We start from the raw sequence: 14,534 nt of genomic DNA on the forward strand, positions 1-14,534 counted from the left end.
GCTTCGCTGGACGCCGGCGCGGCGGAGGGCTACGGGGCGCCATGATCGAGTTCCCCGCCGGCTTCAAGCCGCCCTTCTTCCGCCCGTCCAAGCGCCAGGCCGACGAGCTGCGCCAGGTCAGCCTGACCCCCGGCGCGTCCCGCCACGCGGAGGGGTCCTGCCTGATCCGCTTCGGCGTGACGGAGGTGCTCTGCACCGCCAGCATCGAGGGCAAGGTGCCGCCCTTCCTGCGCAACACCGGTCAGGGCTGGGTCACCGCCGAATACGGCATGCTGCCCCGCGCCACCCATACCCGCAGCGACCGCGAAGCCGCGCGCGGCAAGCAATCCGGCCGCACGCAGGAGATCCAGCGCCTGATCGGCCGATCCCTGCGCGCGGTGACCGACCTGAAGGCGATGGGCGAGATGTCCGTGCTGATCGACTGCGACGTGCTGACCGCCGATGGCGGCACGCGCACCGCCTCGATCACCGGCGCCTGGGTCGCGCTGCACCTGGCCTTCGAGCATGCGATCGGGAAGAACATCCTGAAGAAGAACCCGCTGAAGGACCAGGTGGCCGCGATCTCCTGCGGGATCTGGCAGGGCACGCCGGTGCTGGACCTGGACTACGAGGAGGACAGCAAGGCGGAGACGGACGGCAACTTCGTCATGACCGGCGCGGGCGGCGTGGTGGAGGTGCAGGCCACCGCCGAGGGCGCGCCCTTCAGCGAGGCGGAACTGACCGCTTTGATGGGCCTGGCGCGCAAGGGCACGGCGGAGCTTTTCGCGAAGCAGAAGGAAGCCATCCGCAAGTGAGCCACCGCCTGCTCACTGGCCCGAAGCTGGTGCTGGCCACGCACAATGCCGGCAAGGTGCGGGAAGTCGCGGAGCTCCTGGCGCCCTGGGGCTTCGCCGTGGTCAGCGCCGGGGAACTCGGCCTGCCGGAACCGGCCGAGACGGAAGACTCCTTCCTCGGCAACGCCCGGATCAAGGCGCTGGCGGCGGCGACTGCCTCCGGCCTGCCGGCGCTGGCCGATGATTCCGGCTTTTCCGTCGCCGCGCTGGATGGTGCGCCGGGCGTGCACACCGCGGATTGGGCGGAAACACCCGCCGGCCGCGACTACGCCATGGCGATGGCGAAGGTCGAGAAGCTGGCCCGCCACGCGAAGGACCGCCGCGCCTGGTTCTCCTGTGCGCTGGTGCTCGCCTGGCCCGATGGCCACACCGAAGGTTTCCTGGGCGAGGCGCATGGCCAATGGGTCTGGCCGCCGCGCGGCAGCAACGGCTTCGGCTACGATCCGATGTTCGTCCCGGAAGGCGGCACGGAAACCTTCGGCGAGATGGCGCCGGCGGCGAAGCACGCCATCAGCCATCGCGCCGCCGCCTTCGCCCAGCTCTCGGCCGCCTGCCTGCCGGCGCGGCCCTGAGATGCGCGGCCTGCTGCTCGCCCTGCTGCTGCTGGCCTCCGGCGCGCAGGCGGAGCAGGCGGGCGCCTTGCGCAGCGATCCTGCGGTGCCGCTGCATGGTGCAGCGCAGGCCGCTGGCGCACTCGTGTGGATCCATCCCTTCGCCCGCGAACTGCCCGCCCCGGCCGCCCCGGAGTGGACCAGCGGGCTGACCGGCGCCGGCTGGGATCTCTGGCGCTTCGACCGCGCCGGCGGCCCGGACCCGCTGGCGGCAGGCGCCGAGCGTCTCGCCGCCGGCACCGCGGCACTCCGCGACCTCGGCTACCGGCGCATCGTGCTGCTCGGCGAAAGCCGCGGCGCCTTCATCGCCCTGGTCGCGCTGCGCAATGCGGGCCTGGCCGATGCCGTGGTGCTCGCCGCGCCGGCGGCGCATGGCCGCAGCGCGGAACGCCGGCCGCAGGCGCTGGCCGATTTCGCCGCCGCCCTGCAGGCCGCCTCGCCGCAGGCAGCCCGTCGCCTCGCCCTGCTGCTGTTCGCCGACGATTCCTGGGACCCCGATCCGGCGCAGCGCGCCGCCCTGTTCGCCGCAACGGCGCGGCGCCTCGGCGTGGCGGCGCTGCTGGTGGATCGCCCGGTGGCGCCGGTCGGCCATGGCGCGCTGCAGGAGCCGGATTTCGCCACCCGCCTCGCCCCCTGCCTGCTGCGCTTCCTCGATCTGGACCGGCCGCCGCCCGCCGACTGCCCTTGAAGCCTCGGCGGGCCTGCCCAACCTCCGGCCGCAACAAGCCGGGAGAACGAGAATGCGTGCATTGCGCGGAGCGCTGCTGGCCTGCCTTCTTGCGGGCGCGGCCCAGGCCCAGCCCGTCCTGAGCGAGGCGCGCCCGCCGGAGGTGTCCGGCGTGCGGCTTGCTACGGTGACCGAGGGGCTGGAGCGGCCCTGGGGCATGGCCTTCCTGCCGGACGGCTCGATCCTGGTGACGGAACGCCCAGGCCGCCTGCGAATCCTGCGCGACGGCGTGCTGGACCCCAACCCGATCGCCGGCGTGCCGGCGGTGCATGCCCAGGGCCAGGGCGGGCTGCTCGACGTGGCGCTGCATCCCGATTTCGCGCGCAACCGCACGATCTATCTCACCTACGCGCATGGCACGGCACAGGCGAACCGCACGCGCCTGGCCAGCGCCGTGCTGGACGGCGCCACGCTGCGCGACCTGCGCGTGCTGTTCGAGGTGAACCGCGAGAAGCCGGCCAACGCCCATTTCGGCAGCCGCATCCTGTTCCTGCCGGACGGGACGCTGCTGCTGACCATCGGCGATGGCGGCAACCCGCCCAACGCGCTGGATGGCCGGCTGATCCGGGAGAATGCGCAGGACCTGTCGAACCATCTGGGCAAGATCCTGCGGCTGAACGCCGATGGCAGCGCGCCGGCCGACAATCCCTGGGCCGGCCGCGCCGATGCCCGCGCGGAGCTGTGGACCGTCGGCAACCGCAACAGCCAGGGCATCGCCTGGGACCCGATCCGCAACACGGTCTGGGCGAACGAGCATGGCAGTTCCGGCGGCGACGAGCTGAACCGGATCGAGCGCGGCCGGAACTATGGCTGGCCGGTCGCCTCGCACAGCGTGGAGTATCGCGGCGGCGCGCAGATCGGCGTCGGCCGCAGCGCGCCGGGCACCACCGATCCGGTCCTGGTCTGGATGACGACGTCGGCGCCCTCGGGCCTCGCGGTCTATACCGGCGAGCGTTTCCCCGCCTGGCGTGGCGACCTCTTCTCCGGCGGGCTGCGCGGCCAGGATGTGCGCCGCATCCGGCTCGATCCGGCGGGCCGCGTGCTGGGCGAGGAGACGATCCCGGTCGGGCGGCGCGTGCGCGACGTCCGCCAGGGGCCGGACGGCTTCCTCTACCTGCTCACCGACGAGCCCTCCGGCGCGCGGATCATCCGGGTGGAGCCCGGTTAGGAACCGCCGCTGCGCATCGTCGCTACAGCGTGGCCGCCGCGAGCCCGAGCAGCGCCGCGGCGGCGACACCCATCATGGTGAAGGTCAGGCTCGTCCCGAGCACGCGCCACTTGAAGTCCTCGGGTTCCTTCGCGATGCCCTGGGCGTGCAGCACGCGGCCGGCCACCAGCGTGACGCCCAGCACATGCAGCGCCCAGTCGGGCAGGCCGTTGATCTCGCAGAGCGCGAGCAGCAGCAACGCGAAGGGGACGTACTCGGCAAAATTGCCATGCGCCCGCGCCGGCCGTTCCACCAGGCGGTGCGATGTGCCGAGCCCGACACGGTAGAGGCGCCGCGCCTTGATCACCCGCGTCGCCAGCCAGATGAAATAGAGGCCGAGCAGCCCGGCATAGAGCGCCGTGACGGGCAGCATCACGCGGTCTCCTTCACATCGGCCCGCGTTCCGCCGGACAGCCCCAGCAGGGCTTCGGGCGTGGTGGCGAAGACATGCATGGGCGACCCCGCCGCGGCCCAGACCTGCTCGAAGGCAAAAAGATCCTCGTCCACCAGCACCACAGGCGGCGTCAGGTGGCCGAGCGGTGCGACGCCGCCGATGGCGAAGCCGCTCCGGTCCCGCACCCAGGTGCCGTCCGCGCGCTTCACCGGCAGGCCCGTCGCGGCGGCGACCTTCCCCATGTCCACGCGGTTGGCACCGGAGGCGATCACCAGCACCACGCGCTCGCCGCCCCGGAAGACGATGGATTTGGCGATCTGTGCCACCTCGCAGCCCACTGCCGCGGCGGCGTCGGCGGCGCTGCGCGTGCCCTCCGGGAAGGCCTGGATGCTGTCCGCATGTCCCGCCGCGGCCAGGGCCGCCCGCACCCGTTCGACAGAACTGCCGGACATCGCCATATCCCCTTCGTGACCGAATCGCTCGCGCTCTACATCCACTGGCCGTTCTGCGCCGCCAAGTGCCCCTATTGCGACTTCAACAGCCATGTGCGGGACCGCGTGGACCACCAAGCCTTCGCCGCGGCGCTGCGCACCGAGCTTGCGTGCGAAGCCGCGCGGACGGGACGCCGCAAGCTGGCCTCGATCTTCTTCGGCGGCGGCACGCCCAGCCTGATGCGGCCCGAGACGGTCGCGGCGCTGATCGCGGACGCCACGGCGCTGTTCGACCCGCTGCCCGATCTCGAGATCACGCTGGAAGCCAACCCGACCAGCGTCGAGCGCGACAAGCTCCGCGCCTTCCACGAGGCCGGCGTGAACCGCGTCTCGCTCGGGGTGCAGGCGCTCGAGCCGGAATCCCTCGCCTTCCTCGGCCGCCGCCACGACGCGAAGGAGGCGATCGAAGCGCTGGAAACCGCGCGGACCATCTTCCCGCGCGTGTCCTTCGACCTGATCTATGCGCGGCCCGGCCAGGCGGAGGATGCGTGGCGCGCGGAGCTGCGGCGGGCGCTGGCGCTGGCCGCGGATCATCTCTCGCTCTACCAGCTCACCATCGAGCCCGGCACGCAATTCGCCACGCTGTTCGGCCGCGGCGCCTTTCGGCTGCCGGAGGGCGAGGACGCGGCGCGGCTCTACACCGCGACCGCCGAGGAAGCCGCGCGCTTCGGGCTGCGCCCGTACGAAATCTCGAACTACGCGCAGCCCGGCGCGGAAAGCCGGCACAACCTCGCCTACTGGCGCTATGGCGACTACATCGGCATCGGCGCCGGCGCCCATCAGCGCCTGACGCTTGAGGGCAAGATCCTCGCCGCGCGCCGCCACCGCGCCCCCGAGGAATGGCTTTCGCGCGTCCAGCGCGACGGCCATGCCGTGGTGGACGAAGAACAACTCGCGCCGCGCGACCGGGCGCGGGAGGCGCTGCTGATGGGGCTGCGCCTGACCGAGGGCATCGACCCCGCGCGCATCGAAGCGCGCAGCACCCTGCCCTTCGACGAGGCGGTGGATCGCCGCATGCTGGACTCGCTGGCGGAGGAAGGGCTGCTCGCCTGGCGCGACGGCCGGCTGGTCGCGACGACGGACGGCCTGCTGCGACTGGACGCCATCCTGCCGCTGCTGGTCAACTGAGCGGACATGCGCACCGCCTTCCTCGGCGCCTATGGCTACGGCAATCTCGGCGACGAGCTCTGCCTGATGGAGGCGATGCGCGCCTTCCCCTCGGACCAGGCGCATGCCTTCAGCGTCGCGCCGGACTGGACGATGCGCTGCGCGCCCGGCCTTGCCGGCTGCTTCCGCGACGGCGGGCAGATGCTCGCGCTGAAGCCAAGGCGCGTGGTGTTCGGCGGCGGCATGTTCGGCACGCCCGAGGCCTTCCGCGCCTGGCTGCCGCATCTGGCCGAGGCCGAGGCGGCGGGCGCGGAGATCCATTTCCACAATCTCGGCGTCTCCTGGCTTGCGAACGACCTGCGCTGGCTGGACGAGGCGGCGCGCGGCCTGTTCCTGCGCGCCGCCTCCTACACGGTGCGCGATGTGCTCTCGGTGGAATATGCCGCGATGGCCGGCATCGGCCGGCTGCCGCGCATCAGCTTCTTCCCGGAGGCCGACATCCCTGCGGACCCGGAGCTGGCCGATGCGCTGCTGCCGCGCGGCCAGAAATTCCTGGGCGTCTCGATCATCCCGATGCCGCTGATGCGTGCCGCGCTGGAGCATGACGCGGCACGCGTCCGCGCGCTGCTCGCGGAATTCGCCGGCCATGCCGTGCTGCCGATCGTCAGCACCGTGCATCTCGACACGCCCGACGAGGACGACGTCGCCGGCTGCCGCGCCTTCGTCCAGCAATTCCTGCCGGGCGCGCCGGTGGTGGCGCCGATCCTGCTGGACCGCGACTTCTGGCGGGCGGAGATGACGCCGGCGCGGCTCAAGGGCCTGATCGCGCGCTGCGACACGCTGCTGACTCAGCGCAAGCACAACGCCATCCACGGCATCGGCGCCGGGGTGCGGGTGATCGGGCTGCATCCGCTGATCGACAACAGCCTGCGCCGCACCTTCGTCACGCTGGCCCACCGCCTGGCGCCCGGCTCGCGCTGCGTCGGGCTGGAGGCGCCGCCGTGACGGGCACGCTCGTCCTCGCCGAGCGCCCGTTCCGCGGCCTGCGCTCCCGCGCGCTGATGGCGGAGGTCGCGGCGCATCTGCCGGCCGATCCGCCGCCCATCCTCGCCTCCCATGTCGTGGCGGACGTGCCAGGCTTCGTCACGGTGGAGACGGAGCCCGACCCGGTCGCGCTCGGCATCGGCCGCGTGGTGCTCGCCGGCGTCTTCACCCTGCGCGCGGAGCTGGAACGCGCGCTGCGCGTCGCCGCCCGTGCGCGCGAGGCCGGCGCCAGCGTGGAGACGCTGTGCCTTTCCGTCGAGCGGGAAGCCGCGCGCATCGATGCGCCGCAGGGCATCGCGCTGCTCGATGCCGCCGATCCGCTCGACCTGCGGGAGCATCACACCGCCAACACGCTGCTGGTCTGGCGCGTCGCCGCGCCGCAACGCATCCGCCCCTATCCGGAACGCGCCATCACGCCCGACCCGGCGCTGGCCGAGGCGCTGCCGCCCGTCCCTGTGCTCGGCTTGGCGATCCTGGGCGGAACGGAGACGCAACGCGCCATGGCCGAGCGCGGCGCGGCGATGGCCGCGCTGTTCGCGCGGTTCCAAGGCTGGCCCGTGCTGCCGCTGCCGGTCGAATCGCCAGGCAGCCCCATCGACGATCTGGGCGCCACCCTGGATCTCGCCGCCGCGCTGCTGCCGGACTCGCCGGTGCTGCTGCCGGAGTTGGCCGATGCGCGCTGGCGCCGCCGGCAGCTCGGCCCGGCGCGGCTGAAGGGGCTGATCGCGCGCTGCGCCGCCGTGGTCGCCACGCAGGACCTGCCGCTGGCCTATGCCGTTGCGGCGGGCGTGCCGGCCATCGGCCTCGCGCTCGGCCAGGACCGGCGGTCCGCCGCCTGCCTGTCCTCGCTGGCGAACGAATTGCCCGCGGGGTCCGATCTGGTCTTCCCGCCGCGCGATCAGGTGTCGCGCGACAGCTCCAGGGCGCGTGCATAGACCTGCTTGCGCGGCAGGCCGGTGGCGGCGGCGACCATGGCCGCGGCGTCGCGCAGGCTGGCGCCCTGCAGGGCCGCGCGAAGCTGCGCGTCCAGGTCGGCCTCCCCGGTCCGCTCCTCCGGCGCGGGGCCGACCACGATGCAGATCTCGCCGCGCGCCTCGGCGCCGGCGTAGTGGGCGGCGAGGTCGGCGAGGCTGCCGCGCCGCACCTCCTCGAAGCGCTTGGTCAACTCGCGTGCGACCGCGGCCGGGCGGTCGCCGCCCAGCCCCTCGGCCAGCGCCGCCAGGGCCTCCGCCAGCCGATGCGGCGCCTCGTAGAACACCAGCGTCGCGGAGAGCCCCGCGCGCTCAGCCGCCCGGAGCCTGCCGATGGCCGCGGCGCGCTGGCCGGCCTTCGGTGCCAGGAAGCCCACGAACAGGAACGGGTTCGGCGGCAGGCCCGACAGCGTGAGCGCCATCACGGCTGCGTTGGGGCCCGGGATCGCGGTGACCGGCAGTCCCGCCTCGATCGCCGCACGCACCAGGCGGTAGCCGGGGTCCGAGACCAGCGGCGTGCCGGCATCCGAGGCCAGCGCCAGGCGTTCCCCGGCGCGGAGCCGGTCCAGCAGACGCGGGATCATCTCCGCTTCGTTATGGTCATGCAGTGGCAGCATCGGCGCGGACATGCCATGACGGGCCAGCAACTGGCCGGTCACCCTGGTGTCCTCGCAGAGCACGGCGTCCACCCCGCCGAGCACCGCGAGCGCCCGGGGCGACAGGTCGCCGAGATTGCCGATCGGCGTCGCCACCAGCGTCAGCCCCGCCGGGGCCTCGCCGGGGGAAGACGCCCGCCGAGGAGGATCGCCGCTTGCACCCATCCGCCCCGCCGCCTCCGTTCCGCGCCACCCCCCGCCGCAGCCTGGCGGGGCTTGCCCTGTCGGCCCTTCTCGGCCTGGCGGCCTGCGCTCCGCAACCCTCCCGGCCGATGGCGGTGCCGGCGGCGCCCGCTTTCGGCGGCGCACCGGCGCAGCCGACGATGGCGCGGGCCGGCATGCTGCTGCCGCTCACCGGGCCGCAGGCGCCGCTCGGCCAGGCGTTGCTGCAGGCCGGCACCATGGCGCTGTTCGACGAGACGACCAACGGGGTGGAGTTCCTGCCGCGCGATACCGGCGGCACACCCGCCGGCGCCGCCGCCGCGGCGCGCTCCGCCATCGCGGAAGGCGCGCGCGCCCTGGTCGGGCCGCTGACCAGCGGCGAGGCCGCGGCCGTCGCCCCGGTGGCGCGCGCCGCCGGCGTGCCCCTGCTCGCCTTCACCAACGACAGCCAGCGCGCCGGGGAAGGCGTCTGGGTGCTGGGCATGACGCCGGAGCAGCAGGTGCGCCGCGTGGTCGCCGCCGCCGCGCAGGATGGCGCGCAACGCTTCGTGCTGGCCGCGCCGGCCAATGAGTTCGGCCGTGCGCTTGCCACCGCCCTGCGGGAGGCGGTGCGCGACCTCGGCCTGCCGCAGCCGGCCGTCTCGCTGCATCCATCCAATGCCGACCTGGCGATGGCGGCGAGTGCCGCGCGCACGGCCTCGCCCCAGGCCGATGCGCTGCTGCTCGGCGAGACCGGGGAGCGCGCGCGCCGCTTCGCCGCCGCCTATGTGGCAGAGCGAAGCGCCGCGCCGCCCGCCGCCGAGGCCACGGACGCGCCGCCGCAGGGCCCCCGCGTGCTGGGCACCGCGCTGTGGCTCAACGATCCTTCGCTGCGCGGCGACGCCGCGCTGGAGGGCGCCTGGTTCCCCGGCCCCGACGCCAATGCCCGCGCCCGCTTCGAGGCTCGCTACCGGGACGCCTTCGGCGAGACGCCGCCGCGCATCGCCGCCGCCGCCTATGACGCCGCGGCGCTGGCGGCGCGTGCCCTGCGCAGCGGCGTGCCGGTGGCCACGATCACCAGCCAGCAGAGCTTCGCCGGCGCCGATGGCCCGGTGCGGCTCCTGCCGGGCGGGCAGACGTTGCGGGGCCTGGCCATCTACGCGCTTTCGCCAGCCGGGGACGCGGTGCTCGTGGACCCAGCGCCGGAGCCGGCCGCGACCGGCCTGTAGCGACGCATGCCGCTGCCGACGGCGCCGGCCGGCCGCCTTGCCGCCGCCGCGGCGCTGATCGGCGGGGTCCCGGCTTCGCTGTTCCTGCTGCTGCTGGCGGCCGGCTGGGCCGATGCGGCGCCGGCGCTGCTGGCGCTCTGCGCGACCATAGCCGCCTCCCTACTGCTGGCGCGGCTCTGGCTCGGCAGTCTGCGGCGCCTGCTGGACGCGATCCGCCGGGCCGAGGCCGGGGAGGCGACGGAGCCCGGCACGCCCGGACCGAACCTGGCGCCCTCGGTCGAGGAGATCGCCGAGGCGGCGCGGCGCCTCGCGCGCAGCGTCAATGCGCGGGCCGAACTGGTGATGCAGCTTCGCCGCGCGGACGAGGCGATCATCGAGCGACTGCCAGACCCGCTGGTGGTGCTGGATGGCCGCGGCGCCGCGCTGCGCGCCAATGCCGCCGCGCGCGCCCTGTTCGGCAGCGCACCGGGCGGCACCGGCGACCTCGCCGCCCTGCTGCGTCATCCGGCGCTGGCCGAGGCGCTGGACGGCGCGCTGGCCGATGGCGCGGCGCGGGAGGTGGACATCGCCCTCCCGGTGCCGGTGCCGCGCGACCTCAAGCTGCACGCCATCCCGATGGAGCCGCCGCTCGCCGATGGCGGGCGTCTGGTGCTGGTCCTGTCCGACCGCACGCGGGAACGCGCGGTGGAGCGCACCCGCGCGGATTTCGTCGCCAATGCCAGCCATGAGCTCCGCACGCCCCTGGCAAGCCTGATCGGCTTCATCGAGACCCTCCGCGGCCCCGCCCGGGACGACCCGGAGGCGCAGCAGCGGTTCCTCGGCATCATGGCCGAGCAGTCCGAGCGCATGCGCCGGTTGATCGATGACCTGCTCGGCCTGTCCCGCGTCGAGATCACCGAGCACCAGCCGCCGACCGGGCGCGTGGACCTCGGCGCGCTGGCCGCAGCCGAGGCCGAGGCGATGGCGCCGATCCTGGCGGCGCGGCGCGTGCGGCTTGAGACGCAGCTCGCGCCCGATACCCTCGCGGCGCCGGCCGATGCGGAACAGCTCGCCCAGGTGCTGCGCAACCTGCTGGAGAACGCGGTCCGCTATGGGCGGGAAGGCGGCGAGGTCGGCCTCTCCGTATCGCAGGCCGAGCCGGGCGGACGCTGGCCGGCGCGGCCGGGCGTGCTGCTGCGCGTGACCGATGACGGGCCGGGCATCGCGAAGCACCACATTCCCCGGCTCACCGAGCGATTCTATCGCGTGGATCGGGGCCGGGCACGGAATGCCGGCGGCACCGGCCTCGGCCTGGCGATCGTCAAGCATGTGGTCAACCGCCATCGTGGCCAACTTGTCATCGAGAGCGAGGAAGGCGCCGGCGCGCGCTTCACCGTCTGGCTGCCGGCCGATCCGGCCGCCGGGTCCGCCCTTCGCGGCTGAGCCGCTCGCTGGCGGGCGGCCGGGAGCCGGGCTATGACGGCGCCCCATGCGGTCACCGAACCTCGCCCTGGCCTCGCCGCGCTACGTCCGCGACGCGACGGATCCGCGCCGCGTCGAGCGCGCGCTGAACGACTTCCGCGACGGGCTGGCGCGCTGGCGCCTGGCGGTGGCGCTGGCGCGGCTCGACATCCGCAACCGCTACCGTGGCTCGGTGATCGGGCCGTTCTGGCTGACGCTCTCCACCGCGGTCATGGTGACCGGCATCGGCATCCTCTACTCGACCCTGTTCAAGCTCTCGCTCGAGGAATACCTGCCCTTCCTCGCCGTCAGCCTGCTGGTGTGGACCACGCTCAGCCAGATCATCACGGATGCCGGGAACAGCCTGATCTACTCCGAAGGCGTGATCCGCCAGGTGCCGCTGCCCTACACGGTGCATGTGCTGCGCTTCGTGATCCGCAACGTCATCATCGCCGCGCACAGCCTGCCGCTGATCGTCGTGGTCTTCGCGATCTTCGGCGTGATGCCGGGGCCGGAGGCGCTCCTGGCCATCCCCGGCCTCCTGCTGCTGTTCATCAACGCCTTCGCCGGCGGGCTCTTCCTCGGGATGATCTGCGCACGCTTCCGCGACATCCAGCAGATCGTCGCAAGCGCGATGCAGCTTGCCTTCTTCCTGACGCCGGTGCTGTGGAAGCCGGACCTCCTGGGCGACCGGCAGGCCTGGCTGCCGCTGAACCCCTTCTTCGTGCTGATGGAGACGGTGCGCGGCCCGCTGGTGGAAGGCGGCGCGAGCGCGATGGTCTGGCTCGGCGCCATCGTCTACACGGCGGCGGCCTGCGCGGTGGCCTTCCTGTTCTTCGTCCGCTTCCGCGCGCGCATCGCCTTCTGGGTTTGAGCCGCCGACCGATGCCGCTGATCAAGGCCGAGCATATCGCCGTCGAGTTCCCGCTGTACCATGTCGGCGCGCGGTCGCTGAAGAAGCGCCTGCTCGCCCGCTCCCCCATCCGCCTGAAGGAGGATGAGAGCCATCGCATCGTCGTCGCCGCGTTGCGCGACCTGAGCTTCGTGATCGAGCCGGGCGAGCGCGTGGCGCTGGTGGGCGGGAATGGCGCGGGCAAGACTACCTTGCTGCGGACGCTCGCCGGCATCTACGAGCCGGTGGCCGGGCGGCTGGAGGTGGACGGCTCGATCGGATCGCTGATCGACCCCGCCGCGGGCATGGATTCCGAGGCGACGGGCCGCGAGAACATCATGCTGCGCGGCCTGTTCCTCGGCATGTCGGAGACCGATTGCGAGGCGCTGGCCGAGGAGGCCGGGCGCTTCAGCGGGCTCGGCGAGTTCCTGGACGTGCCGATCCGCACCTATTCCGCGGGCATGTCGGTGCGCCTCTCCTTCGCCGCGGCCACGCTGATGGAACCCGAGATCCTGCTGATGGACGAGTGGTTCATGGCCGGCGATGCCGACTTCATCGAGCGTGCGAACGAGCGGCTGGAGAAGCTGGTAACCGGCGCCGACATCCTGGTGCTCGCCACCCACAACATGAGCATCGTGCGGAAATGGTGCACGAGGGCGATTCGCCTGGCCGGCGGCCGGGTGGTTGCCGACGGGCCGGTCGAGGAGATCCTGGCCGGGGAGACCTGAGGCGCAGCCCGGGCGATTCCCTCGCATCGGCCCGCAGTCTAGGCTCGCCGCCGATTCGTCAGGGTTTCAGCGCCCAAGGCTCCAGCGCAAGGACGCGCCATGCTCGACTGCCTTAGCGACCCCGCGGCCGACGCGTTGCCGCTGCATGCCGTCTCCCCCGCCGGACTCGAGGCGCTGCTCGCCAGGCTGACGCCGGCCCAGGCCGCGTTCCTGCGCGCCAGCCGCTTCGCCGCCAAGGCGCAGGAGATCCGCCTTCTGCCGGGCGAGGCAGGCCTTGCGGGCGCGGTGCTCGGCCTCGGCGCCGACGCGACCGAGGCAGCGCGTCCCTGGGCGTTCGGCGCGGCGCCCTGCGCCCTGCCGGAAGGGAGCGTGTGGCGCATCGAGGGCGCGCCGGACATGGCGGCCTCGGTGCTGGGCTGGTGCCTCGGCGCCTATCGATTCCGGCAGCTCAAATCCGACACCGGCCGAGCCCCGGCGAAGCTGGTCCCGCCCGAGGGCACCGGCGCGGCACAGCGCCAGGCGGAGGCGATCTGGCGCGGCCGCGACCTCATCAACCTGCCAGCCAGCCATCTCGGCCCGGCCGAACTGGCGGACGCGGTGCGTGAACTCGGCGCCCGGCATCGCGCCGCCGTCGAGGTGATCGAGGGCGGGGCGCTGGCGGAGGGATTCCCCGCGGTGCAGGCGGTGGGCGGCGGATCGCCGCGCGCGCCGAAGGTCGCGATCCTGCGCTGGGAGGGCGCGGCCGAGGGGCCGCTGGTCGCGCTCTGCGGCAAGGGCGTGTGCTTCGACACCGGGGGGCTGGACCTCAAGCCCGCGGGCGCGATGCTGCGGATGAAGAAGGACATGGGCGGCGCAGCTTCCGTGATGGCCGCAGCGGAGATGCTGATGGCGGCGAAGCTGCCGATCCGCCTGCTGCTGCTCGTCGGTGCCGTGGAGAATGCCGTCTCCGGCACCGCCTTCCGGCCGCTCGACGTGATCCGCACCCGCAAGGGGCTGTCGGTGGAGATCGGCAACACCGATGCGGAAGGACGGCTTGTGCTGGCCGACCTGCTCGCCTGCGCCTGCGAATCGAAGCCCGACCTGCTGGTGGATTGCGCGACGCTGACCGGCGCCGCGCGGGTCGCGCTGGGCCCCGACCTGCCGGCCTTGTTCACCGATCACGACGACGTTGCCGAATGGATGCTGCAGGCGGGACGCAGCGCGAGCGATCCGCTGTGGCGGCTTCCATTACATAAAAATTATATTTCCTGGCTGGACAGCCCGGTCGGCGACCTCAACAACGTTTCGTCGAAGCCGATGGCGGGGGCGATCATTGCCGCGCTTTTCCTGCGACATTTCGTTGCGACGGACGTGCGATGGTCCCATATTGACCTTTACGCCTGGAACGACCAGAGCCGTCCCGGGCGCCCCGAGGGAGGCGAAGTCCAGGCGGCACGGGCCATTGCCCTGGCCGCGGAAGCCCTGTTGAGCAGGGCTGAGAACGCGGGACGGTAACAAAGACAAGATGAAACGGGAACTTTCGGGGTCAAGACGCTCTCAAAAGGGTGCTTCGTCCAAGGATCATTTGCGCAACGGCTCATCCAAGAGGCGTGCCAAGATAGACGCCGGAGTCGCGGCCAAGCCGGGAGGCGGTGGCCGGGGCACCGCCCAGAAAGGATTTAAGAGGATGGCGATGCAGACAAACCCCGATGTGCTGGTGGGCATTCTGCGGGATACGGTGGTGGCGCTGGTTCGCCGCGACGGGCCGGACCTTTCGGCCCGCCAGCTCGGTGTTTTCCTGACCGTGTATCTCACCGACGGGCCGCACACGGTGCGGGGACTTGCGGCCGAGCTGAACGTCTCGAAGCCGGCGATCACGCGGGCGCTGGACCGCCTCGGCGAACTCGATCTCGCGCGGCGCAAGGTGGACCCGATGGATCGCCGCAGCGTGCTGGTCCAGCGCACCCTGAAGGGCGCAGCGTTCCTGCGGGACATGCGCAGCATCATGGAGCAGGCCGCCCGCGAGGCGCCGCAGGACAACGAGAGTTCCGGCGAGGGCTCCGCCCGCCGCGCGGGCTGAGCTG

Annotated in this window: 16 protein-coding genes; 13 read left to right on the top strand and 3 right to left on the bottom strand. The window is 72.9% G+C overall.

What is annotated here, in order from left to right:
* Positions 1 to 41: 41 nt before the first annotated feature.
* The 4 genes from rph to E4T13_RS15095 are packed head-to-tail and all read left to right on the top strand — an operon-like array spanning position 42 to position 3,339.
* Positions 42 to 794: a ribonuclease PH gene (gene rph / locus E4T13_RS15080; RefSeq protein WP_137179128.1), complete on the top strand. Its 753-nt coding sequence runs from the start codon at positions 42 to 44 to the stop codon at positions 792 to 794.
* On the top strand, positions 791 to 1,405 hold the full coding sequence (locus E4T13_RS15085; RefSeq protein ID WP_137179129.1) for a non-canonical purine NTP pyrophosphatase: 615 nt from the start codon (positions 791 to 793) through the stop codon (positions 1,403 to 1,405). Before rph ends, E4T13_RS15085 begins: the two co-directional genes overlap by 4 nt.
* A 1-nt stretch (position 1,406) precedes the next feature.
* Entirely contained in the window at positions 1,407 to 2,132 is a 726-nt protein-coding gene (locus tag E4T13_RS15090) for a hypothetical protein (RefSeq protein ID WP_137179130.1), read from the top strand.
* Positions 2,133 to 2,184: 52 nt separating this feature from the next.
* The gene (locus tag E4T13_RS15095) at positions 2,185 to 3,339 is read left to right on the top strand and encodes a PQQ-dependent sugar dehydrogenase (protein WP_137179131.1); all 1,155 of its coding nucleotides are present in this window, start codon (positions 2,185 to 2,187) and stop codon (positions 3,337 to 3,339) included.
* 22 nt (positions 3,340 to 3,361) lie between these two features.
* Here E4T13_RS15095 and E4T13_RS15100 read toward each other — a convergent pair whose 3' ends face one another.
* A complete protein-coding gene (locus tag E4T13_RS15100) occupies positions 3,362 to 3,751 on the bottom strand; it encodes an MAPEG family protein (protein WP_137179132.1) in 390 nt (129 codons plus the stop codon).
* Positions 3,751 to 4,224: a YbaK/EbsC family protein gene (locus E4T13_RS15105; RefSeq protein WP_137179133.1), complete on the bottom strand. Its 474-nt coding sequence runs from the start codon at positions 4,222 to 4,224 to the stop codon at positions 3,751 to 3,753. The genes E4T13_RS15100 and E4T13_RS15105 overlap by 1 nt, the downstream gene beginning before the upstream one ends.
* Positions 4,225 to 4,239: 15 nt before the next feature.
* Between E4T13_RS15105 and hemW the strand changes: the two genes are divergently transcribed.
* The 3 genes from hemW to E4T13_RS15120 are packed head-to-tail and all read left to right on the top strand — an operon-like array spanning position 4,240 to position 7,349.
* Positions 4,240 to 5,391, top strand: a complete 1,152-nt coding sequence (gene hemW / locus E4T13_RS15110; RefSeq protein ID WP_240791149.1) for a radical SAM family heme chaperone HemW — start codon at positions 4,240 to 4,242, stop codon at positions 5,389 to 5,391.
* Positions 5,392 to 5,397: 6 nt separating this feature from the next.
* The gene (locus E4T13_RS15115; RefSeq protein WP_137179135.1) at positions 5,398 to 6,375 is read left to right on the top strand and encodes a polysaccharide pyruvyl transferase family protein; all 978 of its coding nucleotides are present in this window, start codon (positions 5,398 to 5,400) and stop codon (positions 6,373 to 6,375) included.
* Complete coding sequence (locus tag E4T13_RS15120) at positions 6,372 to 7,349, top strand: hypothetical protein (protein ID WP_137179136.1); 978 nt, start codon at positions 6,372 to 6,374, stop codon at positions 7,347 to 7,349. Before E4T13_RS15115 ends, E4T13_RS15120 begins: the two co-directional genes overlap by 4 nt.
* Here E4T13_RS15120 and rsmI read toward each other — a convergent pair.
* On the bottom strand, positions 7,313 to 8,206 hold the full coding sequence (gene rsmI / locus E4T13_RS15125; protein ID WP_137179137.1) for a 16S rRNA (cytidine(1402)-2'-O)-methyltransferase: 894 nt from the start codon (positions 8,204 to 8,206) through the stop codon (positions 7,313 to 7,315). The genes E4T13_RS15120 and rsmI overlap by 37 nt on opposite strands.
* Here rsmI and E4T13_RS15130 point away from each other — a divergent pair.
* From E4T13_RS15130 to E4T13_RS15155, 6 genes are all read left to right on the top strand, one after another.
* Positions 8,197 to 9,411 carry a penicillin-binding protein activator gene (locus E4T13_RS15130; protein WP_137179138.1) on the top strand — a complete coding sequence of 405 codons (1,215 nt, stop codon included), beginning with the start codon at positions 8,197 to 8,199 and terminating at the stop codon, positions 9,409 to 9,411. The two genes, rsmI and E4T13_RS15130, sit on opposite strands and share 10 nt — an antisense overlap.
* Before the next feature lie 6 nt (positions 9,412 to 9,417).
* Positions 9,418 to 10,833 (top strand): ATP-binding protein, encoded by a 1,416-nt coding sequence (locus E4T13_RS15135; protein WP_137179139.1) that lies wholly within the window; start codon positions 9,418 to 9,420, stop codon positions 10,831 to 10,833.
* 46 nt (positions 10,834 to 10,879) lie between these two features.
* A complete protein-coding gene (locus E4T13_RS15140; protein ID WP_137179140.1) occupies positions 10,880 to 11,725 on the top strand; it encodes an ABC transporter permease in 846 nt (281 codons plus the stop codon).
* Positions 11,726 to 11,736: 11 nt separating this feature from the next.
* Entirely contained in the window at positions 11,737 to 12,471 is a 735-nt protein-coding gene (locus E4T13_RS15145) for an ABC transporter ATP-binding protein (protein ID WP_137179141.1), read from the top strand.
* 99 nt (positions 12,472 to 12,570) lie between these two features.
* Positions 12,571 to 13,965 carry a M17 family metallopeptidase gene (locus E4T13_RS15150; protein WP_137179142.1) on the top strand — a complete coding sequence of 465 codons (1,395 nt, stop codon included), beginning with the start codon at positions 12,571 to 12,573 and terminating at the stop codon, positions 13,963 to 13,965.
* Between the two features lie 172 nt (positions 13,966 to 14,137).
* Positions 14,138 to 14,530, top strand: coding sequence for a MarR family transcriptional regulator (locus E4T13_RS15155; protein ID WP_137179143.1), 393 nt, complete (start codon positions 14,138 to 14,140; stop codon positions 14,528 to 14,530).
* The last annotated feature ends 4 nt before the right edge of the window (positions 14,531 to 14,534 follow it).

This window comes from Roseomonas sp. AR75, assembly GCF_005222815.1.
In the GTDB taxonomy this organism is placed as follows: Bacteria; Pseudomonadota; Alphaproteobacteria; order Acetobacterales; family Acetobacteraceae; genus Falsiroseomonas.